This window comes from Azospirillum sp. (assembly GCF_050789165.1).
Genome location: NZ_JBOZRT010000020.1, coordinates 47,689 through 72,971, shown reverse-complemented (window position 1 = coordinate 72,971; position 25,283 = coordinate 47,689). Strand labels below are relative to the sequence as shown.

The following is a 25,283-nucleotide window of genomic DNA, read 5'->3' as shown; positions in this document are numbered from 1 at the left end:
CGCCCGGCAGCGCTTTGTCCAGCTTAAGGCGGAGGGAGGACGGAGACCGGCGGGCGGAGGAAGGCCCCCGCCCGCGGACCGGGTGTTACTTGCCGAGCGTCAGGAAGACCATGCCGCCGATGTAGGTCATCGCGGCCAGCGACATCACCAGCACCAGCAGGTGCGGCGCGACCACGACGGAAGTGCCCAGCAGGGCGAGCACGATGACCAGGGCGACGGCGGAAAGCAGAGTGGTGCGGAGGTTTTCCATGCGACTCGGGTCCGGATCTGGGGTGAAATATGTTGGGTGCGGTTATAACGCTTGCATGCCAGAATGTCGCGCATCAATTCGACGCGGCGCGACAAATACTGTTCGCTCTGCCAGCAGTGCGCCGCGCTTATTATTTTTGGATCCGAGCGCGAACCTTTATCATCCCAAGCAGCGGAACGCGACTCCTTCCTCACCGGCTGATGTAGCCGCCCAGGATCGGAATGATCTCGCCGGTGATGTAGCTGGAGCAGACCGGCGCGGCGAGGAAGACATAGGCCGGAGCCACCTCCTCCGGCTGCGCCGGACGGCGCATCGGCGCGTGGGCGCCGAACTGGGCCACCCCCTCGGCCGGCTTGTCGGCGGGGTTGAGCGGGGTCCACACCGGCCCCGGCGCCACGGCGTTGACGCGGATGCCGCGGTCCAGCAGGTGTTCCGACAGCGACTTGGTGAAGGCGTGGATGCCGCCCTTGGTGGTCGAGTAGTCGAGCAGGTCCTTGTTGCCGGTGATCCCGGTGACCGAGCCGGTGTTGATGATCGACGCGCCGGACTTCAGGTGCGGCACCGCCGCCTTGGCCATATGGAAGTAGCCGTACAGGTTGGTCCTGATCGTCCGGTCGAAATGCTCCTCGTCCAGGTCCTCGAAGCGCGAGACGTGCTCCTGGAAGGCGGCGTTGTTGACCAGGATGTCGAGCCGGCCGAACGCGCGCACCGCCCGCTCCACCGCGTCGCGGCAGAAGGCGGCGTTGCTGACGTCGCCGGGGATCAGGATGCAGCGGCGCCCCTCCGCCTCAACGGCGCGCCTGGTCTCCTCGGCGTCGGGGTGCTCGTCGAGGTAGACGATGGCGACGTCGGCGCCCTCGCGGGCGAACAGCACCGCAACCGAGCGGCCGATGCCGGAATCGCCGCCGGTGATGATCGCCGCCATCCCCTGCAGCTTCTCCGAGCCCTTGTACTGCGGCGCCGTGTACTGCGGCCGCGGGTCGAGGTCGGATTCCAGGCCGGGCTTCTTGAGGTGCTGCTTGGGCAGCGGCGGCGCGGGATGCGCGCGCGCGCCGGCCTGCACCGCCTCCTGGGAGCCGGATTGCTTCGGCTGGCGCGCGTCCTGGCCGTCGACGCGCTCCTGGATGCGGCGATGCGCGTCGGCGGTGCGGTCGGCCTCGCGGGCGTGCTTGTCGAAGGGCTTGTCGGTCATCGGGGAACCTGTGCTTGGGGTGGTCGCAACCGCCCCAAGCAACCGCCCCCCGCCGCCCGTGGTTCCTACAGCTCGAACTTGATCCCCTGCGCCAGCGGCAGCGCGTCGGAGTAGTTCACCGTCGCCGTCTGCCGGCGCATGTAGGCCTTCCAGGAGTCCGAGCCGGACTCGCGCCCGCCGCCGGTCTCCTTCTCGCCGCCGAAGGCGCCGCCGATCTCGGCGCCCGACGGGCCGATGTTGACGTTGGCGATGCCGCAGTCGGACCCGGCCGCCGACAGGAAGCGCTCGGTCTCCCGCACGTCGGTGGAGAAGATGCAGGACGACAGGCCCTGCGGCACCGCGTTCTGCAGGGCGATGGCCTCCTCCAGCGTCTCGTAGGACAGCACGTAGAGGATCGGCGCGAAGGTCTCGTGCCGGACGATGTCCGTCTGTGCCGGCATCTCGACGATGGCCGGCCGGACGTAGAAGGCCTCCGGAAAGTGGTCGGCCAGCACGCGCTCGCCGCCGCTCACCGTGCCGCCGTCGGCGCGGGCGGCGTCCAGCGCGCGCTGCATCGCCTCATGGGCGCCGGCATCGACCAGCGGACCGACCAGCGTGCCAGCCTCCAGCGGGTTGCCGATGGGAACCGAGGCGTAGGCGGCCTTGAGGCGCGGCAGCAGCCGGTCGCGCACGTCCTTGTGGACGATCAGCCGGCGCAGCGTGGTGCAGCGCTGGCCGCAGGTGCCCACCGCCGAGAACAGGATGGCGCGCACCGCCAGTTCCAGATCGGCGCTGGGCGCCACGATCATGGCGTTGTTGCCGCCCAGCTCCAGGATGGAGCGGCCGAAGCGCCCGGCGACCACCGCCGCCACCTCGCGCCCCATGCGGGTCGAGCCGGTGGCCGAGACGATGGGCAGGTCCGGACTGGCGACCAGCGCCTCGCCGAGATCGCGCCCGCCGATGGCGACCTGCAGCAAGTGCGCCGGCGCGTCGCCGAAGCGGGCTACCGCACGCTCGAAGATCGTCCGGCAGGCGAGCGCGGTCAGCGGCGTCTTCTCCGACGGCTTCCACACCACCGGGTCGCCGCACACCAGCGCCAGCGCCGCGTTCCACGCCCAGACCGCGACCGGGAAATTGAAGGCGCTGATCACCAGGCAGGGGCCCATCGGGTGCCAGGTCTCGCGCATGGCGTGGCCGGGGCGCTCCGACGCGATGGTCAGGCCGTAGAGCTGGCGCGACAGGCCGACCGCGAAGTCGCAGATGTCGATCATCTCCTGCACTTCGCCCAGGCCCTCCTGGAGGATCTTGCCGGCCTCCAGCGTCACCAGCCGGCCGAGGTCCTCCTTGGCGGCGCGCAGCTCCTCGCCGAGCAGGCGGACCAGCTCGCCGCGCTTCGGCGCCGGGACGGAGCGCCACGCGGCGAAGGCGCGCTGCGCGTTGGCCACGAGGTCGGGCACCGCCGAGACCGGCGTCTCGGCGGCGTGGCCGACGACGCTGCCGTCGACCGGCGAACGGACGGCGATGGCGGGGCCGGCGGCGTTGGGATCGAGGCCGAAGCGGGCGAGGATGTCGGCGTGGGACACGGGTGAAACTCCTGGAATGGGTCAGCGCGGCTTTCCGGCCGCGCGGATCTCGGACAGGGTGCGGTTCGGCGTCAAGGCCTCGGGATCGATCTTCACGTGCACGATCGCCGGCAGGCCGGAGGCGCGGGCGCGCTGGAAGGCGGGGCCGAAGTCCTCCGAGCGCTCCACCGTCTCGCCATGGCCGCCGTAGGCGCGGGCGAAGGCGGCGAAGTCGGGGTTGCGCAGCGCCGTGCCGGAGACGCGGCCGGGGTATTCGCGCTCCTGGTGCATGCGGATGGTGCCGTACATGCCGTTGTCGATCACCAGCACGATGACGGCGGCGCCCTCCTGCACGGCGGTGCCGAACTCCAGGCCGGTCATCTGGAAGCAGCCGTCGCCGGCGAAGCACACCACGTCGCGCTCCGGGTGCGCCAGCTTGGCCGAGATCGCCGCCGGCAGCCCGTACCCCATGGAGCCCGAGGCCGGCGCCACCTGCGTGCCGAACCGGCGGAAGCGCCAGAAGCGGTGCAGCCACGTGGCGTAGTTGCCGGCGCCGTTGGTCATGACGGCGTCGGCGGACAGGTTCTCGCGCAGCCACAGCATCACCTCGCCCATGCGCACGGCGCCGGGGGTGGTCGGCGGCACCTCGCTCCAGGCGCGGTAGTCGGCGTTGGCGGCGGTGGTGCGCTCGGCCCAGCGCGGCGCCAGGTCGGGCAGGCCCGCGGCCGCCTCCAGGAAGGCGCCGGGGGTGGCATTGACCGCGAGCGTCGGATGGTAGACGCGGCCGAGTTCCTCCGGGGCGGAGTGGACGTGCACCAACGCCGCCTTCGGCTCGGGGATGCCGAGCAGGTCGTAGCTCTGCGACGGCACCTCGGAGAAACGGCCGCCGAGCAGCAGCAGCAGGTCGGCATCGCGCACGCGGGCCGCCAGCTTCGGGTTGATGCCCAGGCCGACGTCGCCGGCGTAGCAGCGGTGCGCGTGGTCGAACAGCATCTGGCGGCGGAAGCTGACGGCCACCGGCAGCTCGAACCGCTCGGCGAAGCGGCGCAGGGCGTCCACCGCCCCGGCCGTCCAGCGCGAGCCGCCGGCCAGCACCAGCGGACGCTCGGCCTTGCCCAGCAGGGCCGCCAGTTCGGCCATCTGCGCCGACGTCGGCGCGCTGTCCACCGCGACGGCGGACGCGGCGGGCGCCACGTCGGCGGTCTCTACCAGCACGTCCTCCGGCAGCGCCAGCACCACGGGGCCGGGGCGGCCGGACATGGCGGTGTGGAAGGCGCGGCTGATCATCTCCGGCACACGCTCGGCGCTGTCGATCTCCGCCACCCACTTGGCCATGCCGCCGAACATCTGGCGGTAGTCGACCTCCTGGAAGGCGTCGCGGCCGCGCATACCGCGCTCGATCTGCCCGACCAGCATCACCAGCGGGGAGGAATCCTGCTGCGCGATGTGGATGCCGGCCGAGGCGTTGGTGGCGCCGGGGCCGCGGGTGACCATGCAGACGCCGGGACGGCCGGTCAGCTTGCCCACCGCCTCCGCCATCATCGCGGCGCCGCTCTCGTGCCGGCACACCACGGTGCGGATGGCGGAGTCGTGCAGCGCGTCGAGCACGGCGAGGTAGCTCTCGCCCGGCACGCAGAACACGCGCTCGACGCCCTGCGCCTCCAGCGCGGCGACGATCAGCTGGCCACCGGTCTTCATCCCCGAACCCCTTCAACGCCGATCATGATCTTTGCGCCGATAGTCTGCGCCCTTGCCGCCGAGGGCAAACGATTTTCCTTCGCCCGTTCATGAGCTATGGTAATGAGCCATGAGCCTGCAACGCCGCCTCCTCCCCTCCATGAGCGCGCTGACCGCCTTCGAGGCCGCGGCGCGCACCGGCAGCTTCACCGTCGCGGCGCGCGAGCTGTCGCTGACCCAGGGGGCGATCAGCCGTCAGGTCAAGGCGCTGGAGGAGCAATTGGGGTGCCCGCTGTTCGTCCGCCAGGGGCTGCGCGTGACGCTGACCCCGGCCGGCACGGCGTACGCGGAGGAGGTGCGGGGCGCCCTGCACCGCATCCGTTCGGCGTCGCTGCGGGTGATCGGGGCGCCGCGCGGCGGGGTGCTGAAGCTGGCCATCCTGCCGACCTTCGGGACGCGCTGGCTGGTGCCGCGCCTGCCCGCCTTCCAGCGGGCGAACCCGGAGATCATCATCCATTTCAGCACCAAGCTGGCGCCCTTCGACTTCAGCACCGAGGACCTGGACGCCGCCATCCACTTCGGCGAGCCGGACTGGGCGGGCGCCGTCTGCGACCGCCTGATGGACGAGGAGGTGCTGCCGGTGTGCGCCCCGGCCTTCCTGGCGGCGCACCCGGTGGCGTCGCCGGCCGACCTCGCGGCGCTGCCGCTGCTGCACACCACCACCCGGCCGGACGCCTGGGCGGAGTGGTTCTCGGCGCAGGGGATCGACGCGATCGAGGGCGCCGGCATGCATTTCGAGCAGTTCGCCACCACCGCCCAGGCCGCCGTCGCCGGGCTGGGCGTGGCGATGCTGCCGACGCTGCTGGTGGAGGCGGAACTGCGGCTGGGAGCCCTGGTGCCGGCGCTGGATCGGCCATACCGCGGCTCGCGGGCGTACCATCTGGTGCACCCGGAGGGCCGCGGCGGGTATCCGCCCTTCGCGGCGTTCCGGCGGTGGCTGCTGGCCGAGGCGCGGGCCGGCGTGAGCAGGTTAGCCCCCTCCCCACCCCTCTTCCGCGTTGCGGTGGAGGGGGCGGAGGGGCGGAGTTCCTTCTCCCTCGAAGAGGGGGAGGGTTAGGGAGGGGGATAAATTACGGCGCCTCACCCAGGAACGGCCGCACCACCGTCAGAAACTCCTCCAGCCGGTCGTGGTGCGGCCAGTGGCCGGCGCCCTCGATGGTGACCGCCCGCGCGTCCTGAAAATGCGCCAGCAGCCCCAGCGCCGCCGGATCGCCATGTGCGCTGGCGCCGCCGTGCACCAGCAGCACCGGGCAGGCGATGCGCGACCACAGCGACGCCACCTCCTCGTCGGCGAAGCGGTTGGGGGCGATCGCACGGATGTGGTGGTCGAACTTCCAGGTGTAGGTACCATCCTCACGGCGGCGGACGCCGTGCTCGGTCAGGTGGCGCGCCTGCTCGGGTGAGAGGTGGGGGTTCTCGCGCTGCATGCGCTCGACCGCCTCGTCCAGCGTGCGGTAGGCGCGCGGCTGACGGGTTTCCAGTTCGCGCAGCTGGTCCATCCAGCCGCGCATGCGCTCCTCGACAGGCTTGCGCGAGCGGGTGGTGAAGGCGGGGTCGAGCTGCCACGTGCCCTCGACCACCACCATGCGGCGCACCGCCTCGGGGAACAGGCCGGCGTACAGCAGGCTGGCGGCCCCGCCCAGGGAATGGGCGACGATGGTCACCGGCGCCAGCCCCTCCTGCCGGACCAGCCGGTCGAGGTCGTGGACGAGTTCGGCGATGCCGTAGCTGCTGCCCACCGCCCAGTCGGACTCCCCGTGGCCGCGCAGGTCGGGCGCCAGAACGTGAAAGTCGGGGCGCAACGCCTGGGCCACCCAGTCCCAGCTGCGGCCGTGGTCGCGCCCGCCGTGCACCAGCAGCAGCGGCGGGGCGTCCGGGTTTCCCCAGTCCGTGACGTGCAGGCGCAGGCGCTGCGAGGTGACGAAACGCGAAGTCGGCGCGGGTTTCCCGGTGCTCATGCGGTCGATCGGCCCTTCCCTTCCCGGAACCGGAGCAACCTTAGCAGCTCCGCGGCGCGACGCCAGCCCGCTGCGGCTTCGGGCGGGCGGCCCCGGTCAGGCAGGCGCCGCCCGTCCGTCAGCGCGTGCAGACCGCCTCGACGTTGTTGCCGTCGGGGTCGATCAGGAACGCGGCGTAGTAGGTGGGGCTGTAGTCCGTGCGCAGGCCCGGCGCCCCGTTGTCGCGCCCGCCCGCGTCCAGCCCGGCGGCGTGGAAGCGGTCCACCGCCGCGCGGTTGTCTGCGCGGAACGCCACGTGCGCCCTGGTCGCCGCCCGCGCGGGGTAGAGCCAAAGCGCCGGTTCGCCCGGCGGCCCGAAGCCGGCGCCGCTCTCGTCGCTGGACCCGATCACGTGCCCGAGCGGCTCCAGAACCGCGGTGTAGAAGCGCACGCTGACCGCGAGGTCCGTGACGTGCAGGCCGACGTGGTCGTACATGATGACCCTCCCGTGGTGGATGACGGGGTCAGCGTACGAACAGGCCGGCGAAGCGTTCTTGGAGAAAGTTGCGGTCGCCGCGCGCCGCCTGCCGGAAGCGGCGCGGCGACAGCCCGGCGGCGCGGTGGAAGGTGCGCACGAAGTTGGACAGGTCGCCGAAGCCGGCATCGTAGGCGACGTCGGTGACCGGCCGCTCGTCGGTGGCGAGCAGCCGGGCGGCGCGGCGCAGCCGGGCGCGGACGAGGTATTGGTGCGGCGTCACGCCGACCGCCGCCGCAAACAGCCGCAGGAAATGGTACGGGCTGAGCCCGGCGACCGCGGCGGCGGCGGAGAGGTCCACCGGCTCGTGCGCGTTCTCGTCCAGCCACAGCGCCGCCTCCACCGCCCGGCGGCGGTCACGCGGCGCCGGCTGCGGGACCTGCGGATCACGGCCCGACACCAGCTCGGCGAAGCGGCCGGCGAGCAGCAACCCGGCCTCCTCCAGCGACAGGGTGCCCACCCCCTCGGCGGCGGCCTGCGCCACCTCGCCCAGCACCATCAGCTCGGGCAGCGGCGGCACGCGGACGGTGCGCCACAGCTCGGCTCCGCCGCCGACCAGCGCGGCGAACTCCGGGCCGAACTGGAAGGACAGGCACTCGTCGCCGCCGTCGTGGTGGTCGTGCGTGCAGGCGTACTCGTCGCCGGGATGGCCGACGAACAGCGCCCCGGCGACCAGCTCGTACGCGTGTCGCCCTTTTCGGCACCCGAAGCTGCCGCGCCGCACGTAGGAGACCGAGAAGGTGGCGTGCGCCTCGGCGAAGGAGGGGTCGCCGGGACGCGCCTCGCAACGGTAGTCGAGGACCGACAGCAGCGGTGTCTCCAGCAACGGTGTGGCGGCCATGCGGTCCTCCCGGCGCGGGCACTGCCCCGGCGCCGTGCGCTTGCAAAGTAGGGGTAGGTCGGCCACCGTGCAACCGCCTGCAAAACACAACCGGTTCCAAGGGGAGAGAGATCATGGCGCTGACGCTCTACGCCCACCCGTTCTCGTCCTACTGCCAGAAGGTGCTGATCGCGCTGTACGAGAACGGCACGCCGTTCGAGCTGCGCCTGCTTGCCCCCGACCAGCCGGCGGCGCGGGAGTTCGCGGCGCTGTGGCCGCTGAAGCGGATGCCGGTGCTGGTGGACGACGGCCGCACGGTGGTGGAATCCAGCGTCATCGTCGAGCATCTCGGCCTGTTCCACCCCGGCCCGGTGCGCTTGCTGCCGGAGGATCCGCGCGACGCCCTGCCGGTGCGCACCATGGACCGTGTCTTCGACAACTACGTCATGACGCCCATGCAGCGGATCGTCCTCGACGCGCTGCGCGCCCCCGCCGACCGCGATCCGTTCGGCGTCGCCGAGGCGCGGGCGCAGCTGGACACCGCCTACCGCTGGCTGGACGGCGCGTTGGCAGGGCACGACTGGGCGGCCGGCGACGCCTTCAGCCTCGCCGACTGCGCGGCGGCGCCGTCGCTGTTCTACGCCGACTGGGCGCACCCGATGTCCGAGGAGTTCGCCACGCTGCGCGCCTACCGGAAACGCCTGCTGGCGCGGCCGTCCTTCGCCCGCGCGGTGGACGAGGCGCGCCCCTACCGCCAATTCTTCCCGCTCGGCGCGCCGGACCGGGACTGAGCGTCACCGCAGACCGCTCTGGCGCGCGAGGTGCTCGCGCTCCAGGGTGCGGCGGAAGCTCGACGAACAGACGTGCTGCATCAGCGCCTGCGGCGAGAAGCCCGCAAGCAGCGGGTTCGCCATGAGCTCCGCGACAAGCGCCTCCGCCACCGGCTTGAGGTGGGCGGGAAGCGTGTCGAGGGAAGTCTCGTTGTCCATATGAGCGTCCGCTCAAGAATCGTACGCCGCTCAAGCGCCACGATCATTGTGCGCCCCGTCCCATGTCCCACAATTCAACTTAGGTACGATCCAAGTCGCCGGCCGCTCGATTCAAGAAATTCGTGACTGTTGTCCGCGGTTGCCGCCGCGGCCGGGCCGGCACCGGCCCCACTCCTGAACATTGGATGTAACACCAATGTTCTCTTGCCGGCCTTCGGCGGTGAAGGATCAAAACACCGCTGACCATCGTATTACCCCTCACCTTCCAACTCACGGGGTTTCCGTCGTGATCGAGCTTGTCTTCGTCGTCTGCATGCTGTCGTCGCCGTCCGATTGCCACCAGGAACGTCCGATGTACCAGGAGCCCTACCAGAACACGCTGATGTGCATGCGCGAGGCACAGTTCGTCGCCGCCAAGTGGACCAGCGAGCATCCGGCGTGGAACATCCACCGCTGGACCTGCAGCCCGCCCCGCGCCTGAGGCGTTTGGACCTAAGCACAATTGGCAAGCGCCCGCGCGCGGTGACCTACTGTGAGGCACCGTGCCAGGGAGGCTCGCATGCTCCGTCCGGCGTTCCGGCGCCTCGTTCCGCTCGCCGTGCTGCTGGCCCTCGCGGTGCCGGCGGCGGCGGCCGAGCGCAAGTCGCTCGTGGTCCTCGACGCCGAGGTGGAGGGCGACCTGTCCGACGTCTCGCGGCGGGGCGACTGGGACGCGCGCGCGGCGCTGCTGACCCGGACGCTGAAGGACGGCTTGAACGCCGATGGCCTCTACCGGGTGCTGGACGACGCTGCGGCGGCCGACCTGCTGGCGCGGCTGCGCGCGCGGCGCGAGGTGCACGCCTGCGAGGCCTGCCTGGTCGAGGTGGCGGAGCGCCTGGGGGCCGAGCGGGTGCTGTCCGCCTGGGTGTTCCGCATGAGCGCGCTGATCCTCACCCTGCACGTGGAGATCCGCGACGGGAAGAGCGGCGACGTGCTGATCCGCAAGATCCTCGACTTCCGCGGCGACAACGACACGGCGTGGCTGCGGGCCGCCAACTACTTCGTGCGCTGGCTGCGCGAGGACGCGCCGGACCTGCGCTGATACGACGGCTACGGGAACTCCTCGGGGCGGACGGCGGGCTCGGCGCGGGCCGTCGGCAGGCCGGCGGCGGTCCAGCCGTCGGTGCCTTCGGGATACCAGCGGACGTCGGGAATGCCCCATTCGGCCAGCCGGCGCGCCGCGTTCCACGACAGCCAGCAGCGCTCCAGGCAATAGACCACCACCGGCCGGGCGCGCCCGGCGAGGAAGGCGTCGAGCGTCGAGCGGAAACGCGTCGCGCGCTCCGGCGACAGGGCCGGCAGGCCGAGGTCGGGCAGCCACAGACTGCCGGGGATGTCGTTGCGCGCCGGCGGCAGCCACAGCGCGCCCGCCGGCAGAGTCGCCGGCCGCGGCGGCGCGGGCAGCACGTCGACCAGCGCGGCGCCGTCCGCCGCGACCAGGGCCGCGAGATCGACCGTGTCGATCAGCGCGACGCCGGGCGGCGGCCCGCCGGTGTCGGCGCGGAAGTCGCGGACGCGGTAGCCGCGCTCGTCGAACAGCGGCTCCGCCGCACCGGCAACGCCCGCCAGCAGGAGGAGCAGGGCCAGGAGCGCCCGGCCGGTCATTGCGTGTGGCTCAGCTCCGCCGCCTCGTCGAGCAGCGGCACGCCGTACTCGGTCAGCAAGGCGTCGATGCGCGGCTGCAGCTTGGCGAGGACGGTGTTGAGCGTCTTCTTCCACTCGTCGTCGCCGTTGCGCACGCCGAGCGTGACGCGGAAGTCGAGGCGGGTGCCGCCGGTCTCCGCCGTCAGCGGCACCACCGTGAGCGCATCGCCATGCCGCTTGGCGAAGTAGCCGGCCACCGGCCCCCAGGCCACGGCGGCGTCGGTCTTGCCCTGCGCGACGTCGTCGATCATCTGCTGCCCCGGCGATTCCGCCCGGGTGTCGACGACGAGGTGGTACGGCTGCAGGGAGGCGAGGCGGCCGAGCGCCGCCAGCTGCGACGCTGGCGGCGTGCCGGCGATGACGCCGATCCGCTTGCCGTCGAGTTGCGGGTCGCCGAGCGTGCGCGCCGACAGGCCGGACTCCCGTCGGTAGACCAGCGCGTAGACCGAGTGGTAGTAGGGGTTGGTGTTCTGCACCAGCTCCGATGCGGTGGTCATCCCCATGATGACGTCGCAGCGCAGCGCGCCCAGCGTGTTGCGTACGAAGCCGACCGACTGCGGGTACCACGTGTAGCGCACCGGCACGCCGAGTTCGGCGGCCACCATCTCCGCCAGCTTGTTCTCGAACCCCTCGCCCGCGGTGTTGGAGAACGGCAGGCTGCTGGGATCGGCGCAGACGCGCAGCGCGGTGGTGTCGCGCACCGAGGGGCCGGCGGCCAGCGCGGGAAGCGCCGCCAGCACCACCCCGAGGACCGCGGCGATCCCCGCCGCCCGCGCTGCGCCCATGCGGCTCCCTCCCCTTGCCTTGCCGCCTAGTTCGTCTTGGCGGCGACGATCCGTTCCGGCCGGCCGCGGCCGAGCGCGCCGTCGGAACGGGCCTTCAGGTAGCTGTAGATGTCCAGGATGTAGTCCATGACGTTCGGGTCGCTGGCAAAGGCCGGCATGACGCGGATGTTGCCGCCGTTGTTGCCCTGCACGCCGCCCGCGACGATGCCCTCGAACTGGTCGCTGGAAATCCGTTTCAGGGAGTCCACCAGGCTGGGCGCGAAGGAACTGCCGAGCCCGTCCGGGCCGTGGCACGTGTGGCAGATGCTGTGATAGCGGCGGTAGCCGTTGTAGGTCTTGGGATCGACCTTGTTGCCGTCCTCGACCGTGTAGGGCTTGTCCGACGGCGGCGTGGACGCGGTCTGGGCGGACTGCCCGCTGGCCGGATACATGCCGACGAAGAGAGCCGCCGCGGCGAAACCCGCGACGGCGGCCTGCCTGAACAGAATGCGAAAGTTCATGAGCCTTGGTCCTGAAAAGGTCGTCCACGCGCGCTGCCGGGGATGCCCGGCCCCCCGTGCGGGAGGCCGGGCAGGTCACCGGGTCGCTCAGTCGAGGCTGAACACCGTCAGCACGCCGCCGAGCTGCGTGTAGCTGGAGAGCTGCTTGTAGGCACCCACCGCGCCGAGGCCGGCGGTGTCCTCCTGCAGGCCGGCCGCCATGCCGATGCCGGCCCAGCCGCCCACGCCCGACAGCACCGCGACGTACTGCTTGCCGCCGTGCACGTAGGTGTTGACGTTGCCGATGATGCCCGACGGGGTCTTGAAGCGGAACAGCTCCTTGCCCGACGAGGCATCGACCGCCTTCAGGTAGCCTTCCAGCGTGCCGTAGAACACCACGTCGCCGGCGGTGGCGAGCGCGCCGCTCCACACCGAGAACTGCTCGGGGATCGACCACTTGATCTTGCCCTCGGAGGCGTCCCAGGCGATGAAGTTGCCGAGGTTCTGGCCGCCCGGAGCCGGGTACATGCTCAGCGTCGCGCCGACGTAGGGCTGGCCGGCCGCGTAGGCGACCTTGAACGGCTCGTAGTCCATGCAGACGTGGTTGGTCGGCACGTAGAACATCTTGGTCTTCGGCGAGTAGGCCGAGGGCTGCTGGTCCTTGGAGCCGAGCGCCGCCGGGCAGATGCCCTTGGTGTTGACGTCCTCGCCCTGCTTGTGGGTCGAGTACTTGTCGACCACCTGCGGCCGGCCGGTAGCCATGTCGACGTGCGTGGCCCAGTTCACCGCCGGATCGTACTTCTCAGCGACCAGAAGGGCGCCGTTGGTGCGGTCCATGGTGTAGCCGAAGCCGTTGCGGTCGAAATGGACGAGCGCCTTCGTCGGCTTGCCCTTCACGTCGATGTCCGCGAGGATCATCTCGTTGATGCCGTCGTAGTCCCACTCGTCGTGCGGGGTCATCTGGTAGACCCACTTCGCCATGCCGGTGTCGGCGTCGCGGGCGAAGATGGTCATCGACCAGCGGTTGTCACCGGGGCGCTGCACCGGGTTCCACGTGGACGGGTTGCCGGAGCCGTAATAGATCAGGTTCAGGTCGGGATCGTAGGTGTACCAGCCCCACGTCGTGCCGCCACCGATCTTCCACTGGTCGCCCTGCCAGGTGGCGGTGCCGGAATCCTTGCCGACCGGCTTGCCGAGGTGCGTTGTCTTCTCCGGGTCCATCAGCGTGTCGCTGTCCGGGCCCATGGAGTAGCCGCGCCAGACCATCTTGCCGGTCTTGGTGTCGTAGGCGGTGAGGTGGCCGCGCACGCCGAACTCACCGCCGGAGATGCCGACGTACACCTTGTCCTTGATGACCAGCGGCGCCGCGGTCGAGGTTTCGCCCTTGGACGCGTCGCCGTTCTTGGCGGTCCAGGCGACCTTGCCGGTCTTGGCGTCGAGCGCCACCAGCGTGGTGTCGGCCTGCGACATGAACACCATGCCGTCGGCGTAGGCGAGGCCGCGGTTGACGGTGTCGCAGCACATCACCGGGATGACGCTGGAGTCCTGCTTCGGTTCGTACTTCCAGGCGATCCGGTTGCCGTTGGCGAGGTCGATGGCGAACACCGTGTTGGGGAACGGCGCGTGCACGAACATCATGTCGCCGATCACCAGCGGCCCGCCCTCGTGCCCGCGCAGCACGCCGGTGGAGAAGGACCACGCGACCTTCAGGTTCTTCACGTTGTCCTTGTTGATCTGGTTCAGCTCGCTGTAGCGCTGGCCCGAATAGTTGCCGAGCTGCATGACCCACTGGTTGGGGTCCTTCTGCATCTTCAGCAGTTCGGAATTGGCCGACGCCTGTCCGGCCGCAAGGGCCACCACGCCGACGGCGCTCGCACACAGAACCGACTTGAGGCGCATTTTCATCGTTCCCTCCCGGAAGGTGACCCGTATTGACGCGAATTTTCTAAAGGGCGACACGCCGGTCGCCGACCATGACCGCCACGCGAAGGAGCCAGCTTTTACCTGCGGGTCGCAGGACTCCGACAAATTGGCCCGCCGGTTTTCAGGCTCGCCGCCAAAACAAGCACGAGAAGAGCGCACTGGATCACTGCGCCTTGGATAATACGGCCCAGGTGGCCGTTAAGAAATTGTACCTTCGTCCAATGGTTCGCTTGCACACACTGCAATAAGGTGATTAGCGTGAAGGACCGCGCAGGGCTGCCGCGATGAGACCCCGGGCCGGAACGCAACGCTGCCGTCGGCGCGCAGCCGTCGCGCTTGTCTGCGCCCTCACGGCTGGTGGGGGGCCGGGCCGGATAGAGAAGGTCTGGGCGGAAGACGCTCCGCTGACCGTCACCGCGGTGGCCGAGGGGGTCTACGTGCACCAGGGCGTGCACGAGGAGAGCGGGCCGGACAACCTCGGCGCCATCGCCAACATCGGCTTCGTCGTCGGGCGCGACGCGGTGGCGGTGATCGACACCGGCGGCAGCGCCGCCGTCGGCCGCCGCCTGCGCGCTGCCATCGCCGCAGCCACGCCGCTTCCGGTCCGCTACGTCATCAACACGCACGTGCACCCCGACCACATCCTCGGCAACGCCGCCTTCCGCGCCGACGCGCCGGAGTTCGTCGGCCACAGGGCACTGCCCGACGCCCTGGCGCGCCGCGGGCCGCACTACCTGGAGGCGGCGCGGCGCGACCTCGGCGAGGGAGCCGCGGGCACGGAGCTGGTGCCGCCCACCGCCACCGTCGCCGACCGGCGCGACATCGACCTGGGCGGCCGGGTGCTGACGCTGCAGGCCTATCCGACGGCGCACACCGACAACGACCTGACGGTGCTCGACACCGCCACCGGCACGCTGTGGACCGGCGACCTGCTGTTCGTCGAGCGCGTGCCGGCCATCGACGGCAGCGCCCGGGGCTGGCTCGCCGCGCTGGACCGGCTGGCGGCGGTGCGCGCAGCGCGGGTCATCCCCGGCCATGGACCGGTCACGACCGACTGGCCGGGCGCGCTGGCCGACCTGCGGCGCTACCTGACGACCCTCGTCGAGGACATCCGCGCCCTGCAACGCCGGCACGCCACCATCGAGCAGGCGATGGACCAGGCCGGCGCCGCCGAGCGCGGGCGCTGGACGCTGTTCGACGCCTATCACCGGCGCAACGTCGCCGCCACCTTCACCGAACTGGAATGGGAGTGACGCCCATGCTCCGCCCGCCCCTGCCATGCCTCGCAGCCACCGCCCTCCTGACCACCCTTCTGGCCACCGCGCCGGCCATGGCCGACGATTCGCGCTGGGACTACATCCGCGAGCAGCTGTACGGCGACCGGCCGATCGCGCCGGCCGGCGACCGGCTGGTGCTGGAGACGCCGACGCGCGCCGAGGACGCGGCGATCGTCCCGGTGTCCTTCTCCGCCAGGGCGCCGCAGAGCGGCCCGGACGGCATCCGCGAGATCCGCCTGATCATCGACAACAACCCCGCCCCGTCAGCCGGCGTCTTCACCTTCCCGGCCGACGGCGCCGCACCGGCCATCGCCACGCGGATCCGCATCAACGAGTACACGCCGGTCCGCGTGGTGGCCGAGACCAACGACGGCCGGCTGCTGATGAGCGAGCGTTTCGTCAAGGCGGCCGGCGGCTGCTCGGCCCCGGCCGGCAAGGACCAGATGGCGGCGCTGGCGCGGCTCGGCCGGATGAAGCTGAACGGCGTGGAGGAGGTGCGGGTGGGCGAGCCGGCGCGGCTGCAGCTGCTGATCAGCCACCCGAACAACTCCGGCCTGCAGTTCGACCAGGTGTCGCGCACCTACATCCCGCCGCACTACATCACGACGCTCGACGTGACGTACAACGGCCGCCCGGTGCTGGGCCTGACCGGCGACATCTCGATCAGCGAGGACCCGAGCATCCACTTCACCTTCACGCCGCCCGAGCCGGGCGTGCTGGAGGTGCGCGCGGTGGACACCAAGGGCGCGGTGTACACCGGGCGCTGGACGATCGGGCCGACGAACGGGTGAGGAGCCCTCAGAAGCACTTCAGGTTCGCGTCCGCCTGCGCCCGGCGCAGTTCCTCCAGCAGTTCCTTGGCCCAGGCCGCCTCGCGGAAGTAGGCGGCGCGGCCGCCGGGGATCTGCTGCATCGACAGGATGGTCTCCACCTTCTCATAGGAGGCGTAGGGGACCCGCTCGGCGATGGCGTCGATGCTGCACGAGCATTTGCGCAGCACCTCCGGCGTCTGGCCGTTGCTGGCCATGCAGGCGAACACGTACTCGGCGCGCGTCGCCGTCGGGTAGTCGTCGGCCGCGGCAGGCGCCGGCGACAGCGCCATGGTGGCGGCGAAGATCAGCTCCATGCTCTTCATGGCGCGGCCCCTTCCAGGATCATCCGGTCGTCGGTCAGCGGCGGCCCGCCGTCGGCGGCCGGCGTCACCGCGCGGGCGGCGTAGAGCATGCCCGGCACCGCCTCCGACACGGTGATGCGGTATTCCTTGTGCTCGAACTTGCGGTAGCGCTCGATCAGCTCGTCCGCCACGTAGGGATGGATGACGACCTCGGTGGCCGGCACCTTGCTTCCCTGCCACTCGACGGTGACCGGCCGAACCTCGGTGTCCGGGCGGGCCAACGCGTGGCGGATGCGGTTGCGGAAGTAGAGGTCGGAACCGCCGGTCAGCCGCTTCATCTCGCGCACGTCGCGCTCCAGGAACAGCATCACCAGCGGGTTGCCGCGGAACTGCTTGAAGGGCTCGAAGTCGAGGCCGTGCGGCGGCGTCAGGAAGCGGACGTCGAGGTCGCGGCGCCCGTCCGGCCCCACCGCACCCACCGTCAGCTCGGCCGCGTCGTCGAAGCCCGGCTCCAACGCGCCGTCCTTGTGGAAGCGGTAGCGCACGGTGGCGGCCTGCGGCATGTTCTTCAGCTGGTCGGTGTCGAACAGCAGCGTCTGCGCCTGCGTCAGCTCGTTCGCCGCGGCCAGCGCCCCGGTCGCCGCCACCCCGACGACGATCGCCGCGGCCAGCCCGCGCCTTACCCTGGTTCCGATCATGCCTCCTCCCGATCGACTTTTCCGCACCCGCGCATTGGGGGTACGGGTTTTCCAACAATACTAGACCGGACCCGCAATGCGGGAACGTTAGACTTTGGTACGACTGGACTTTTTCAGTCCGCAGCGGGACAGTTCTATACTGACCTTTGGAGTCTCCGTCCGATGGAGCTGCCTCTCGCGCTTGCGACCGGGCTGGCCTCGCGTTCCAGGACCCGGCCCGTCCCCAAGACCTACCGCATCCACATCAAGGACCTGATGCTGATGGTCCGCATCGGCGTCTACGATTATGAAAAGCAGGCGCCGCAGCGTGTCCGCGTGAACGTCGCGATGGACGTGGTGCAGGGCGTGACGCCCTTCGACGACAACATCGACAACGTCGTCTCCTACGACGTGATCGTCGACGGCATCAAGGCGCTGGCGGCGCGCGGCCACATCAACCTGGTGGAGACGTTCGCCGACGGGATCGCCGACCTCTGCCTGGTCGATCCCCGGGTGCGCACCGTGCGCCTGACCGTCGAGAAGCTGGACGTGTTCCCGGAGACCGACGGCGTCGGCGTCGAGATCGAACGCCACCAGCCCGATCTGTGACCGGCATGGCGTCCCCGGCGCAGAACCTCTGGGTGGTGAAGATCGGCGGCAGCGTCGCCGGGGCGCCGGACCTCCTGCGTGGCTGGCTCGCCGCGCTGGCCGGGGGCACCGGGCGCGTCGTGCTGGTGCCCGGCGGCGGCCCGTTCGCCGACGCGGTGCGCGACGCGCAGGCGGGCCTCGGCTTCGACGACGGCACGGCGCACCATCTGGCGCTGCTGGCCATGGAGCAGTACGGGCGGGCGCTGTGCGCGCTGGCCGGCGGGCTGGTGCCGGCCGCCTCGCTGGCCGACCTGACGGCGCGGCGGCTGGAGGGCCGCATTCCGGTGTGGATGCCGGTGCCGCTGACGCTCGGCGCACCGGACGTGCCGGCGAGTTGGGACGTCACCTCCGACAGCCTGTCCGCCTGGCTGGCCGGGCGCCTGCGGGCGCGGCGGCTGGTGCTGATCAAGTCGGCGCCCCGACCACGGGAGGGCCTGCCCCTCCGCGAAGCCGTGGCAGGAGACCTGGTCGATCCCGCCTTCGGGCGATTCCTGCCGCCGGATTGCACGGCGTCCTGCCTCGGCCCCGGCGACGCCGGCCTGCTGGCGGCGGCGCTGGCCGAGGGCGCGGAGCTGCCCGGCCGGCTGGCGCCCGAACGCGCACGGAGGCTCGCGCCCGCATGATCCAGGAGACCGTGGTCACCACCCTCGACGCCGAGGGGCGCCCGCACGTTGCCCCCATGGGGCTGACGCTCACCACCGGGATGCGGCCGGTGCTGGCGCCGTTCCGGCCGTCGCGCACGCTGGACAACCTGATGACCCGGCGCAGCGTGGTGATCAACTACACCGACGACGTCCGCGTCATCGCCGGCTGCATCTGCGGCCGGCACGACTGGCCGACGCGCCCCGCCACCGTCATCGAGGGCGCCGTCCTGACCGCCGCGCTCGCCCACGCCGAAGCGGCGGTGGCGGTGGTGGAGGACGACCCGATGCGCCCGCGCTTCCACCTCGACGTCGTGCACGAGGAGACGCACGCCCCCTTCCGCGGCCTCAACCGCGCCAAGGCGGCGGTGGTCGAGGCGGCGGTGCTGGTGTCGCGGCTGCACATGCTGCCGGCCGAGCGCGTGGACGCCGAGATGGCCCACCTCGCCGTCGCCGTGGGCAAGACCGCCGGCCTCGAGGAGCTGGAGGCCTGGGGCTGGCTGCAGGACCACGTCGCCGCATGGCGGGCGCGGGCACGGGAGAGCGCGGCGTGACCCGCCTGCTGGCCAGCGTCATGAGCGCGGCCGAGGCCGCCCTGGCGCTCGACGGCGGCGCCGACATCATCGACCTGAAGAACCCGGCGGCGGGGGCGCTCGGCGCGCTGCCGCCCGCGGTGCTGGGCGCCTGCGTCGCCGCGGTCGGCGGCCGACGGCCGGTCAGCGCCACCGTCGGCGACCTGCCGCTCGACCCGCCGCGGGTCGCCGAGGCGGTGGCGCGCACGGCGGCCACCGGCGTCGGCATCGTCAAGATCGGCCTGTTCGACGGCGACCTGCCCGGCTGCATCAGAGCGCTGAAGCAGCGCCGCGGCCGGCCGGCGCGGCTGGTCGCCGTGTTGTTCGCTGACCGCGCGCCCGACCTGTCGGTGCTGGAGCCGCTGGCCGAGGCCGGGTTCCTCGGCGCCATGATCGACACCGCCGACAAGGCGGCGGGGCCGCTGCTGCGCCACATGGACCTTCCGGCGCTCGCCGCCTTCGTGGAGCGGGCGCGGGCGCTGGGGCTGCTGACCGGACTGGCGGGCTCGCTGCGCCTCGACGACGTGCCGGCGCTGGCGGCGCTGCGGCCGGACTACCTGGGTTTCCGCGGCGCGCTGTGCGGAACCCGGGGACGGAGCGGCGCACTCGACCCTCGGGCGCTCGCCGCGGTGCGCCGCGCGCTTGGCGCTTACCGGCCGAGCGCCGCCACCGCCACTGCCGGCGCGCAGTAGGCGGTCCAGGCGGCGGTCTCCGGCGGCGCGCCCGGCGCGGGCGGGACCAGCGACGCGAAGTCCAGGTGCTCGCGGCCGAGCCGGCGCGCCAGTTCCGCCACCAGCCCCCGTCCCACCCCGGCCCCCACGACGGGCAGGTCCGCCGCGGGTATCGCCGACAGCACCTGCTGGGCGGCACGCGTGATCGCCTGCAGCTGCGCCTCCACCACCGCGGCGGCGAGAGCGCGCCACGCCGCCGGACCGGCCTCGTGCAGGTCGACGCCGATCAACCGGCCGAGGCGGCGGGCGCTGGCCTCCACCGTCTTGGCCTGCCCGTCGGCGGCCGGATGCTGGTCGGCGTGCTCGTCCAGTTGGCCGAGCACGCGGTGCGCGTCGGCGGTGGTGGCGAAGTGCTCGGCCATCACCGGCACGCGCTCGCCGGCCCAGGGCAGCGCGTCGGCCACCGCCATCACCGGCGTGCGGGTCAGGCCAGTGTAGACCAACTCCCCGGCGGCGAGGCGGGCGCGGTCGGTGCGCCCGCGCGCCGCGACGCGGCCCCCGGCCACCGGGATCAGGTCGGTGGTGGTGCTGCCGATGTCGACGAGCAGCGCCGCCGGGTGCCGCCGCCCCACCAGCGCCGCCGTCGCCAGCCAGTTCGCCGAGGCGACCGCGTGCGCCGCGTCCACCGCTCGGCCCGCCGGCAGGAACCCGGCCTCCCCCGCCCAGAACGCCACCTCGCCCGGCAGCCGTTCTGCCGCCTCGACCAGCGCCGCGACGCCCGCCGCGCGGTCGGGGAAGAGGTCGGCCAGCTCGCCGGTCATGGTCACGCAGTGGCGGCGGGCCGGCGGCAGCCCGGCGCCGATGGCGCGCATGGCCTCGTCGAGCCGGTCGATCCCCTCCCACAGGCGGCAAGGCTGCTGCCGGACGGCGAGCACCCGCCCCTCCGCGTCCAGCCACGCCGCCTTGAGATGCGCCCCGCCGATGTCCCAGCCGATCACCGCCGCGTCCTGCATGGCCCCTCCCCTTTTGCCGTCATGCCCGGGCTTGTCCCATGGGCATTCGGTTAAGCGTGTGAGCGCCCGTCTTGGCCTCCATCCGCTTTCTCATTCCGTCATCCCCGCGGAAGCGGGGATCCAGTGCTCGCGTCCGCGAGCCTGATGACTCATGTCGCCGCTGTCGCGGCTCATCCTGGATCCCCGCCTTCGCGGGGATGACGGTCGAAAGAGTGCCGGAGCAACGTCCAGGACAAGCCCGGCCATGACGGGTTGGAGCGTGTCGCCGTCTTGGGTCAGCTTATCACACCCGCACCTCGACCGTCGGCAGCGCGCCCGCGTCCGGCGGATGCGGCTCGCCGGTCAGCAGGGCGAGGACCAGCGCCACCGGATTCACCCTCAGCGCCCGCCGCAGCCCGACATAGGAGGTCGTCAGCCGCGGGTTGACCTCGACGACCACCGGCCCTGCGTCGGTCAGCACCAAATCGATGCCGACGTAGCCCCAGAGGCCAGGCAGCGCTGCGGCGACGGCTTCCGCCAGCGGGCGCAACTCGGCGGCGCGGCCGGCCAGGGCACCCACGTCGCTGCCGCGGTAGGCGAAGGCGCCCCCGGCGTCGATTTCGATGCGCTGGGCGTTGGCCGACAGCAGCCAGGCGCGGCCGTCGCGGCACAGCACGCTCAGGCTGGCGGGGACACCGGGAACATACGACTGCACCACCATGCCGGCGGTGTCCCCCACATCGCTCCATATCGTGATCCGGCGCACACCCTCCGCCCCGGCGCCGTCGTCGGGCTTGAGCACCCAGCCGTGCCCGGCGGGGGGCGGGGCGTCCGGCGGGAAGGTCGGAACCACCGGAACGCCGACCGCCGCCAGCGCCGCCGCCGTGGCGGACTTGCTGGCGGCGACCGCGACCGCATCGGGGGCGCTGCCGAGCAGCCGGACGCCGGCGTCTGCGGCCATGCGCGACAGGCGCTCCAGCAGGCCGCCGGTCTCCGGCGCCAGCGGCCAGAGCGCGTCATGGCCGGCCAGGGCGCGCTCCCACTGCCACCAGGGATCGTCCGCGGACACCCGATGGAGAGGAACCGGCACGCCGGGCGGCGGCAGGCGGCGGTCGCGGGCCAGCGTGACTTGCACCCCCTCCACCGCCGTGAGATCCTGGACCAGCGCGGCGACCATCATCTCGGCCTCCGGCAGCAGGGCGGCCATGGGACCGTCCTCCAGGCCGCCGCCGGTCACGTACTCGCACACGAAGACACGCGTGGTCATGGAACTCATCCCCGTGCTGGATCTCCTCGGCGGCACCGTGGTGCACGCCCGCCAGGGCGACCGCAGCCATTACCAGCCGCTGCAATCGTCGCTCTGCGCCGGCAGCGCGCCGGAGGACGTGGTGGAGGGCCTGCTGCGCCTGCACCCGTTCCGCACGCTGTACGTCGCCGACCTCGACGCCATCCGCCGCACCGGCGACCACCGCGCGGTGGTCGCGGGACTGGCGGCGCGTTTCCCGCAGCTCGCGCTGTGGGTGGACGCCGGGGTGGGCGGGCCGCGGGAGGCCGCCGCGGTGCTGGAGCACGGCGCCCGCGTCGTCGTGGCGGGCACGGAATCGCTGGCGTCGGCGGCAGACCTCGCGGCGATCCGCGCGGCGGTGCCGGCGGGGACTCTCGCGCTGTCGCTGGACTGGCTCGGCGACCGCTTCCTCGGCCCCCCGGAGCTGGAGCACGACGCAGAGGCGTGGCCCGAGCGGGTGATCGTCATGACGCTGGCGCGGGTCGGGTCCACTGCCGGGCCGGACGTCGGGCGGCTGTCGGCAGTGCGAGCGCGGGCGGGGGGACGGGCGATCCACGCGGCCGGCGGCGTGCGCGGCGCGGAGGATCTGGAGACGCTCGCGCGGATGGGCGTCGCCGGCGTGCTGCTGGCGAGCGCGCTGCATGACGGACGCCTGAAAAAGAGCGTTATTGGCCGGCTGGACGCCGGCCAATAACGAGTGGGAGGCCCTGAGGCCCACGAGGACACGACGCGGGTCCCCGTCACCGTTTGCCATCAGCCCTCGTGCGACGGATGACGGCCAAGCACGTAATTCAGCAAACGAACCCCGAGGCTGACCTTGGACGGACTTTTCTCGTTCTGAACTTGCTGGGGCTCGCCGCGGGACTTTCAATCGTCGCCGGCCGCCGCGAACGGGTGGCTCACCGAACCCATCTTGTCGAGCATCTGGCGCGCCGAGGGCTCGCCGCTGACCGCGCGGGCGATGGCTTCCTTGGTGGCCTCGTAGTTGAAGCGCTGGATCTTGGCGTCGTCCGCCGCTTCCCAATGGATGAAGACGCCGACGCAGATGAAGAGGTTGTCGGCTTCCTCGACCGGGATGACCCCTTCCTTCACCGAATCCGCCACCGCCATGGCGACGCCGCGCTGCGCCGGACCGAACATCTGCACGGCCTGCCGCGCGTCCTTGATGGTCACCTTGTTGAACATCACGGTCGGCGGCTTGCACATCAGGTTCGGCCCGATGACCGCGAGCAGCGACGTGAAGCCGTCCTTGTTGTTGGTCAGGCTGTTCGCGAAGGCCTGTTCCGCCGGGCTGCCCTTCGGCCCGAGAATGAGGTCGATGTGCGCGACCTCGTTGCCGTCGCCGACCAGGGACTCGCCAACCACCATGCCGGTGATCTTCGCCATTGTCCTCCCTCCCACATTCGGTTTGGAATTTTCGGGTAGCAGCAATACGGACTCCAATGACGCGCGCCCCGCCAAGACGGCACCGCGACCATTGCTGGCGAGCTTCGGCAGAAAGCTCAACCATCATCTCTGGATTGATGCCCGACATTAGACCATCACTGTGGGAATCTAAATTGGACTAAAGTAGAAATGGCCCGGAATGGGTAGTGGATGCTGTGTCTCCTTTGAGCAGCCGGTCGGCGAACAGGCTGGCGACCGTCAGGTCGGCGCAGGTTCCCGGGTTCACCCGAGCGCGCCGCAGCAGGCGGTCGAAGCGGCGCAGCTCCGCCGCACGAACGCGCGGGTCGCCGCCCGCCGCCTGGATCGCCGCATCGAGCGCGGAGGCCCGGCGGCGCACCGCCTCGGCAGTCGCGGGACCGAACTTGCGCAGCACGTGGCTGTCCGGGCCGGCGGCCAGGAAGCCGAGGAAGGCGCTGGTCGCCGCCCAGGCGTCCGGCAGCCCGCGCAGCCGCGGCACGCCCAGGGCGAACACGTCGGCGAAGGCGCTGGCGTACTGCGCGGCGTTGCGGTCCCAGGACGCCGCGGTGCGCATCGCCTCCAGCAGGGTCACCGAGGGCTCGTCCCGCACGTCGTGCTCCGGCGCGGCGCCCAGGCCCGCCGGGGCGGCCAGCACGATGGCCCGGAAGGCGAGCGCCGCGTCCGTGCGGTCGAGGCGGGCGAGCACCCGCAGCAGCCGCTCCCGCAGGGTGCCGCCGCCCGGATCGAGGGCGGCCTCGGCCAGCGGCGCCGCCAGCAGCACGATGCCCAGGTTGGTGTTGTGCCCGACCGTCCGCCGCGTCGCCTCGACGGCGCGCAGCACCCGCGCGCCGACGCCGCCCGGCCCCGTGCACAGCGCCGCGGCGGACACCTCGGCGCTGAGCGCGAAGTCGCGCAGCAGCGCCTCCTGCCCCGGGGCGTGGACGTGCACGTTGCCGGGCTTCAGCGCCCGCAGCTCGGCGAGGCAGGCGTCGCGCAGCGCGGCCTCGACCTCAGCCGGGGTCATCGCCGGCCCCGCCGGCCGCCGCGCGGCCAAGCACATGCTCGACCAGCGCGGCGGCGATGTCGGTCTCGGTCACAGCCTGCAGGCCGCGCCACGCCGGCATGCTGTTGACCTCCAGCACGAAGGCGCGGCTATCGGCGTCGCGGATGACATCGACGCCGGCGTACTCCGCCCCCACCGCCGCGGCGGCGGCCACGGCAAGCGTCTCCAGTTCGGTGTCGCCGCGCACCGGGCGGCAGGTCGCCCCCTGGTGGACGTTGGTGATCCAGCCGCGCCCGACGCGCATCATCGCGGCGACCGGCCGGCCGCCGATCACGAACACGCGCCAGTCGCGATACCCGGCCCCATCGCCGGCGACGAAGCGCTGGAGGTAGCGCACCCCCTCCCCCTCCTCCAGCGCGTCGCCGCGCTCCAGCCGGCGCAGCCCGCGCCCCTGCGAGCCGAAAAGCGGCTTCTGCACCAGGGTCTCGCCGCGCTCCAGCGCCCGGTGCAGGTGCGTCGTGGCGCGGTCCTGCGATTCGCTGGCGAAGGTCGGCGGCGTCGGCAGGCCGGCCAAGTGAAGACGGAAGCTGGTCATCGCCTTGTCGACGCAGCGCTCGATGGCCCGCGCCGGGTTCACCACCGGCACGCCCAGCGCCGAGAGTGCGTGCAGCGCGTCGAGGCGCAGGGTCACCGGCTCGAACCCGCCGCCGGCCACGGTGCGCACCAGCGCGGCATCCGGCGGTCCGCCGCGCAGGCCGGGGATGCGCAGCCCCCACGAGCCCGGCTCGACCACCACGTCGACGTCGCACAGGGACGCCACCACCGGCTCCACGCCCGCCCTCCGGAAGGCGCGCAGCAGCCGGCCGCGGTGCCAGCCGTCGCCGGCGTCGGCGAACAGGACGATGCGCCTAGCCATCGGCGGACAGACGGTGAGGGAAGCCGTGGAGCGGGATCATCGCGTCGCTCGCGTCCGTATGGTGCCCACGCCGATACTCGCCCGGCCGCCGGCAGCGGTCAATCCGCCACCGCGGCCATTCGTGTAAAATTCCCGCGACACGGCCGCCACAAGCATCAACAGGCGCCCCGCTATCCGAAATGTCATAGCGGCGCCTATGCATCATAGTCTTGT

The 25,283-nt window shown here is 71.9% G+C and carries 30 protein-coding genes; 11 read left to right on the top strand and 19 right to left on the bottom strand.

Going from position 1 to position 25,283, the window contains the following annotated elements:
* Positions 1-85: 85 nt before the first annotated feature.
* The 4 genes from ACRWK7_RS03570 to ACRWK7_RS03555 all read right to left on the bottom strand — a co-directional run bounded on the left by ACRWK7_RS03570 (position 86) and on the right by ACRWK7_RS03555 (position 4,681).
* Entirely contained in the window at positions 86-250 is a 165-nt protein-coding gene (locus ACRWK7_RS03570; protein ID WP_431854799.1) for a hypothetical protein, read from the bottom strand.
* Positions 251-440: 190 nt separating this feature from the next.
* Positions 441-1,442: an SDR family oxidoreductase gene (locus ACRWK7_RS03565; protein WP_431854798.1), complete on the bottom strand. Its 1,002-nt coding sequence runs from the start codon at positions 1,440-1,442 to the stop codon at positions 441-443.
* A 65-nt stretch (positions 1,443-1,507) separates the two neighbouring features.
* Positions 1,508-3,004: an L-piperidine-6-carboxylate dehydrogenase gene (gene amaB, locus ACRWK7_RS03560; RefSeq protein WP_431854797.1), complete on the bottom strand. Its 1,497-nt coding sequence runs from the start codon at positions 3,002-3,004 to the stop codon at positions 1,508-1,510.
* A gap of 21 nt (positions 3,005-3,025) precedes the next feature.
* Positions 3,026-4,681 (bottom strand): thiamine pyrophosphate-binding protein, encoded by a 1,656-nt coding sequence (locus ACRWK7_RS03555; RefSeq protein WP_431854796.1) that lies wholly within the window; start codon positions 4,679-4,681, stop codon positions 3,026-3,028.
* Positions 4,682-4,790: 109 nt separating this feature from the next.
* On the opposite strand from ACRWK7_RS03555, the gene ACRWK7_RS03550 reads away from it, so the two are divergent.
* On the top strand, positions 4,791-5,777 hold the full coding sequence (locus ACRWK7_RS03550) for a LysR substrate-binding domain-containing protein (protein WP_431854795.1): 987 nt from the start codon (positions 4,791-4,793) through the stop codon (positions 5,775-5,777).
* Positions 5,778-5,790: 13 nt separating this feature from the next.
* Here ACRWK7_RS03550 and ACRWK7_RS03545 read toward each other — a convergent pair whose 3' ends face one another.
* From ACRWK7_RS03545 to ACRWK7_RS03535, 3 genes are all read right to left on the bottom strand, one after another.
* Entirely contained in the window at positions 5,791-6,678 is an 888-nt protein-coding gene (locus ACRWK7_RS03545; RefSeq protein WP_431854794.1) for an alpha/beta fold hydrolase, read from the bottom strand.
* Positions 6,679-6,796: 118 nt separating this feature from the next.
* Positions 6,797-7,153: a VOC family protein gene (locus ACRWK7_RS03540; RefSeq protein ID WP_431854793.1), complete on the bottom strand. Its 357-nt coding sequence runs from the start codon at positions 7,151-7,153 to the stop codon at positions 6,797-6,799.
* A gap of 28 nt (positions 7,154-7,181) precedes the next feature.
* Positions 7,182-8,033 carry a helix-turn-helix domain-containing protein gene (locus tag ACRWK7_RS03535; RefSeq protein ID WP_431854792.1) on the bottom strand — a complete coding sequence of 284 codons (852 nt, stop codon included), beginning with the start codon at positions 8,031-8,033 and terminating at the stop codon, positions 7,182-7,184.
* Between the two features lie 113 nt (positions 8,034-8,146).
* Between ACRWK7_RS03535 and ACRWK7_RS03530 the strand changes: the two genes are divergently transcribed.
* Positions 8,147-8,803, top strand: a complete 657-nt coding sequence (locus tag ACRWK7_RS03530) for a glutathione S-transferase family protein (RefSeq protein WP_431854791.1) — start codon at positions 8,147-8,149, stop codon at positions 8,801-8,803.
* Positions 8,804-8,806: 3 nt separating this feature from the next.
* Here ACRWK7_RS03530 and ACRWK7_RS03525 read toward each other — a convergent pair whose 3' ends face one another.
* Positions 8,807-9,001 carry a hypothetical protein gene (locus tag ACRWK7_RS03525; protein WP_431854790.1) on the bottom strand — a complete coding sequence of 65 codons (195 nt, stop codon included), beginning with the start codon at positions 8,999-9,001 and terminating at the stop codon, positions 8,807-8,809.
* A gap of 286 nt (positions 9,002-9,287) precedes the next feature.
* Between ACRWK7_RS03525 and ACRWK7_RS03520 the strand changes: the two genes are divergently transcribed.
* Together ACRWK7_RS03520 and ACRWK7_RS03515 are read left to right on the top strand one after the other, a co-directional pair.
* Complete coding sequence (locus ACRWK7_RS03520) at positions 9,288-9,482, top strand: hypothetical protein (RefSeq protein WP_431854789.1); 195 nt, start codon at positions 9,288-9,290, stop codon at positions 9,480-9,482.
* Between the two features lie 78 nt (positions 9,483-9,560).
* Positions 9,561-10,082: a DUF2380 domain-containing protein gene (locus ACRWK7_RS03515; protein WP_431854788.1), complete on the top strand. Its 522-nt coding sequence runs from the start codon at positions 9,561-9,563 to the stop codon at positions 10,080-10,082.
* An 8-nt stretch (positions 10,083-10,090) separates the two neighbouring features.
* Here ACRWK7_RS03515 and ACRWK7_RS03510 read toward each other — a convergent pair whose 3' ends face one another.
* The 4 genes from ACRWK7_RS03510 to ACRWK7_RS03495 form a co-directional block, all read right to left on the bottom strand.
* Positions 10,091-10,645, bottom strand: coding sequence for a rhodanese-like domain-containing protein (locus ACRWK7_RS03510; RefSeq protein WP_431854787.1), 555 nt, complete (start codon positions 10,643-10,645; stop codon positions 10,091-10,093).
* On the bottom strand, positions 10,642-11,469 hold the full coding sequence (locus ACRWK7_RS03505) for a substrate-binding domain-containing protein (protein ID WP_431854786.1): 828 nt from the start codon (positions 11,467-11,469) through the stop codon (positions 10,642-10,644). The genes ACRWK7_RS03510 and ACRWK7_RS03505 overlap by 4 nt, the downstream gene beginning before the upstream one ends.
* Positions 11,470-11,495: 26 nt before the next feature.
* Positions 11,496-11,969 (bottom strand): c-type cytochrome, encoded by a 474-nt coding sequence (locus tag ACRWK7_RS03500; RefSeq protein WP_431854785.1) that lies wholly within the window; start codon positions 11,967-11,969, stop codon positions 11,496-11,498.
* Between the two features lie 87 nt (positions 11,970-12,056).
* The gene (locus ACRWK7_RS03495) at positions 12,057-13,853 is read right to left on the bottom strand and encodes a methanol/ethanol family PQQ-dependent dehydrogenase (protein ID WP_431854784.1); all 1,797 of its coding nucleotides are present in this window, start codon (positions 13,851-13,853) and stop codon (positions 12,057-12,059) included.
* Between the two features lie 392 nt (positions 13,854-14,245).
* Here ACRWK7_RS03495 and ACRWK7_RS03490 point away from each other — a divergent pair, with 392 nt between their 5' ends.
* Both ACRWK7_RS03490 and ACRWK7_RS03485 read left to right on the top strand, forming a co-directional pair.
* Positions 14,246-15,124 (top strand): quinoprotein relay system zinc metallohydrolase 2, encoded by an 879-nt coding sequence (locus ACRWK7_RS03490; RefSeq protein WP_431854852.1) that lies wholly within the window; start codon positions 14,246-14,248, stop codon positions 15,122-15,124.
* 5 nt (positions 15,125-15,129) lie between these two features.
* Positions 15,130-15,939 carry a quinoprotein dehydrogenase-associated SoxYZ-like carrier gene (locus ACRWK7_RS03485; RefSeq protein WP_431854783.1) on the top strand — a complete coding sequence of 270 codons (810 nt, stop codon included), beginning with the start codon at positions 15,130-15,132 and terminating at the stop codon, positions 15,937-15,939.
* A 7-nt stretch (positions 15,940-15,946) separates the two neighbouring features.
* Here the strand turns inward: ACRWK7_RS03485 and ACRWK7_RS03480 are convergent, their stop codons facing one another.
* Positions 15,947-16,282: a hypothetical protein gene (locus ACRWK7_RS03480; RefSeq protein ID WP_431854782.1), complete on the bottom strand. Its 336-nt coding sequence runs from the start codon at positions 16,280-16,282 to the stop codon at positions 15,947-15,949.
* Positions 16,279-16,959, bottom strand: a complete 681-nt coding sequence (locus ACRWK7_RS03475) for a hypothetical protein (protein WP_431854781.1) — start codon at positions 16,957-16,959, stop codon at positions 16,279-16,281. The genes ACRWK7_RS03480 and ACRWK7_RS03475 overlap by 4 nt, the downstream gene beginning before the upstream one ends.
* 162 nt (positions 16,960-17,121) lie before the next feature.
* On the opposite strand from ACRWK7_RS03475, the gene folB reads away from it, so the two are divergent.
* The 4 genes from folB to ACRWK7_RS03455 are packed head-to-tail and all read left to right on the top strand — an operon-like array spanning position 17,122 to position 19,491.
* A complete protein-coding gene (gene folB, locus ACRWK7_RS03470; RefSeq protein ID WP_431854780.1) occupies positions 17,122-17,547 on the top strand; it encodes a dihydroneopterin aldolase in 426 nt (141 codons plus the stop codon).
* Positions 17,548-17,552: 5 nt separating this feature from the next.
* Positions 17,553-18,209 carry an aspartate/glutamate/uridylate kinase gene (locus ACRWK7_RS03465; RefSeq protein WP_431854779.1) on the top strand — a complete coding sequence of 219 codons (657 nt, stop codon included), beginning with the start codon at positions 17,553-17,555 and terminating at the stop codon, positions 18,207-18,209.
* Positions 18,206-18,781: a DUF447 domain-containing protein gene (locus ACRWK7_RS03460; protein WP_431854778.1), complete on the top strand. Its 576-nt coding sequence runs from the start codon at positions 18,206-18,208 to the stop codon at positions 18,779-18,781. Before ACRWK7_RS03465 ends, ACRWK7_RS03460 begins: the two co-directional genes overlap by 4 nt.
* A complete protein-coding gene (locus ACRWK7_RS03455) occupies positions 18,778-19,491 on the top strand; it encodes a (5-formylfuran-3-yl)methyl phosphate synthase (protein ID WP_431854777.1) in 714 nt (237 codons plus the stop codon). Before ACRWK7_RS03460 ends, ACRWK7_RS03455 begins: the two co-directional genes overlap by 4 nt.
* Here ACRWK7_RS03455 and ACRWK7_RS03450 read toward each other — a convergent pair.
* Both ACRWK7_RS03450 and ACRWK7_RS03445 read right to left on the bottom strand, forming a co-directional pair.
* Entirely contained in the window at positions 19,449-20,483 is a 1,035-nt protein-coding gene (locus tag ACRWK7_RS03450; protein WP_431854776.1) for a hydantoinase/oxoprolinase family protein, read from the bottom strand. The two genes, ACRWK7_RS03455 and ACRWK7_RS03450, sit on opposite strands and share 43 nt — an antisense overlap.
* A 283-nt stretch (positions 20,484-20,766) precedes the next feature.
* The gene (locus ACRWK7_RS03445; protein ID WP_431854775.1) at positions 20,767-21,729 is read right to left on the bottom strand and encodes an ATP-grasp domain-containing protein; all 963 of its coding nucleotides are present in this window, start codon (positions 21,727-21,729) and stop codon (positions 20,767-20,769) included.
* Here ACRWK7_RS03445 and ACRWK7_RS03440 point away from each other — a divergent pair.
* Entirely contained in the window at positions 21,728-22,441 is a 714-nt protein-coding gene (locus ACRWK7_RS03440; RefSeq protein WP_431854774.1) for a HisA/HisF-related TIM barrel protein, read from the top strand. The genes ACRWK7_RS03445 and ACRWK7_RS03440 overlap by 2 nt on opposite strands.
* 173 nt (positions 22,442-22,614) lie before the next feature.
* On the opposite strand, the gene fae is transcribed toward ACRWK7_RS03440, so the two are convergent.
* The 3 genes from fae to ACRWK7_RS03425 all read right to left on the bottom strand — a co-directional run bounded on the left by fae (position 22,615) and on the right by ACRWK7_RS03425 (position 25,070).
* A complete protein-coding gene (fae, locus tag ACRWK7_RS03435; protein ID WP_431854773.1) occupies positions 22,615-23,133 on the bottom strand; it encodes a formaldehyde-activating enzyme in 519 nt (172 codons plus the stop codon).
* 178 nt (positions 23,134-23,311) lie between these two features.
* Entirely contained in the window at positions 23,312-24,175 is an 864-nt protein-coding gene (locus tag ACRWK7_RS03430) for a triphosphoribosyl-dephospho-CoA synthase (RefSeq protein WP_431854772.1), read from the bottom strand.
* Positions 24,162-25,070, bottom strand: a complete 909-nt coding sequence (locus ACRWK7_RS03425) for a RimK family alpha-L-glutamate ligase (RefSeq protein WP_431854771.1) — start codon at positions 25,068-25,070, stop codon at positions 24,162-24,164. The genes ACRWK7_RS03430 and ACRWK7_RS03425 overlap by 14 nt, the downstream gene beginning before the upstream one ends.
* Positions 25,071-25,283: the final 213 nt, after the last annotated feature.

Excerpts from the sequence above, each read along its gene's own strand:
- ACRWK7_RS03550 (WP_431854795.1), top strand. The coding sequence starts at position 4,791 with ATGAGCCTGCAACGCCGCCTCCTCCCCTCCATGAGCGCGCTGACCGCC.
- ACRWK7_RS03450 (WP_431854776.1), bottom strand. The coding sequence starts at position 20,483 with ATGCAGGACGCGGCGGTGATCGGCTGGGACATCGGCGGGGCGCATCTC.
- ACRWK7_RS03500 (WP_431854785.1), bottom strand. The coding sequence starts at position 11,969 with ATGAACTTTCGCATTCTGTTCAGGCAGGCCGCCGTCGCGGGTTTCGCC.
- ACRWK7_RS03510 (WP_431854787.1), bottom strand. The coding sequence starts at position 10,645 with ATGACCGGCCGGGCGCTCCTGGCCCTGCTCCTCCTGCTGGCGGGCGTT.
- ACRWK7_RS03485 (WP_431854783.1), top strand. The coding sequence starts at position 15,130 with ATGCTCCGCCCGCCCCTGCCATGCCTCGCAGCCACCGCCCTCCTGACC.
- ACRWK7_RS03465 (WP_431854779.1), top strand. The coding sequence starts at position 17,553 with ATGGCGTCCCCGGCGCAGAACCTCTGGGTGGTGAAGATCGGCGGCAGC.
- ACRWK7_RS03440 (WP_431854774.1), top strand. The coding sequence starts at position 21,728 with ATGGAACTCATCCCCGTGCTGGATCTCCTCGGCGGCACCGTGGTGCAC.
- ACRWK7_RS03505 (WP_431854786.1), bottom strand. The coding sequence starts at position 11,469 with ATGGGCGCAGCGCGGGCGGCGGGGATCGCCGCGGTCCTCGGGGTGGTG.
- ACRWK7_RS03545 (WP_431854794.1), bottom strand. The coding sequence starts at position 6,678 with ATGAGCACCGGGAAACCCGCGCCGACTTCGCGTTTCGTCACCTCGCAG.
- ACRWK7_RS03445 (WP_431854775.1), bottom strand. The coding sequence starts at position 21,729 with ATGACCACGCGTGTCTTCGTGTGCGAGTACGTGACCGGCGGCGGCCTG.
- ACRWK7_RS03460 (WP_431854778.1), top strand. The coding sequence starts at position 18,206 with ATGATCCAGGAGACCGTGGTCACCACCCTCGACGCCGAGGGGCGCCCG.
- ACRWK7_RS03530 (WP_431854791.1), top strand. The coding sequence starts at position 8,147 with ATGGCGCTGACGCTCTACGCCCACCCGTTCTCGTCCTACTGCCAGAAG.
- ACRWK7_RS03430 (WP_431854772.1), bottom strand. The coding sequence starts at position 24,175 with ATGACCCCGGCTGAGGTCGAGGCCGCGCTGCGCGACGCCTGCCTCGCC.
- fae (WP_431854773.1), bottom strand. The coding sequence starts at position 23,133 with ATGGCGAAGATCACCGGCATGGTGGTTGGCGAGTCCCTGGTCGGCGAC.
- ACRWK7_RS03570 (WP_431854799.1), bottom strand. The coding sequence starts at position 250 with ATGGAAAACCTCCGCACCACTCTGCTTTCCGCCGTCGCCCTGGTCATC.
- ACRWK7_RS03515 (WP_431854788.1), top strand. The coding sequence starts at position 9,561 with ATGCTCCGTCCGGCGTTCCGGCGCCTCGTTCCGCTCGCCGTGCTGCTG.
- ACRWK7_RS03480 (WP_431854782.1), bottom strand. The coding sequence starts at position 16,282 with ATGAAGAGCATGGAGCTGATCTTCGCCGCCACCATGGCGCTGTCGCCG.
- ACRWK7_RS03555 (WP_431854796.1), bottom strand. The coding sequence starts at position 4,681 with ATGAAGACCGGTGGCCAGCTGATCGTCGCCGCGCTGGAGGCGCAGGGC.
- ACRWK7_RS03540 (WP_431854793.1), bottom strand. The coding sequence starts at position 7,153 with ATGTACGACCACGTCGGCCTGCACGTCACGGACCTCGCGGTCAGCGTG.
- ACRWK7_RS03535 (WP_431854792.1), bottom strand. The coding sequence starts at position 8,033 with ATGGCCGCCACACCGTTGCTGGAGACACCGCTGCTGTCGGTCCTCGAC.
- ACRWK7_RS03495 (WP_431854784.1), bottom strand. The coding sequence starts at position 13,853 with ATGAAAATGCGCCTCAAGTCGGTTCTGTGTGCGAGCGCCGTCGGCGTG.
- ACRWK7_RS03475 (WP_431854781.1), bottom strand. The coding sequence starts at position 16,959 with ATGATCGGAACCAGGGTAAGGCGCGGGCTGGCCGCGGCGATCGTCGTC.
- ACRWK7_RS03425 (WP_431854771.1), bottom strand. The coding sequence starts at position 25,070 with ATGGCTAGGCGCATCGTCCTGTTCGCCGACGCCGGCGACGGCTGGCAC.
- folB (WP_431854780.1), top strand. The coding sequence starts at position 17,122 with ATGGAGCTGCCTCTCGCGCTTGCGACCGGGCTGGCCTCGCGTTCCAGG.
- ACRWK7_RS03565 (WP_431854798.1), bottom strand. The coding sequence starts at position 1,442 with ATGACCGACAAGCCCTTCGACAAGCACGCCCGCGAGGCCGACCGCACC.
- ACRWK7_RS03525 (WP_431854790.1), bottom strand. The coding sequence starts at position 9,001 with ATGGACAACGAGACTTCCCTCGACACGCTTCCCGCCCACCTCAAGCCG.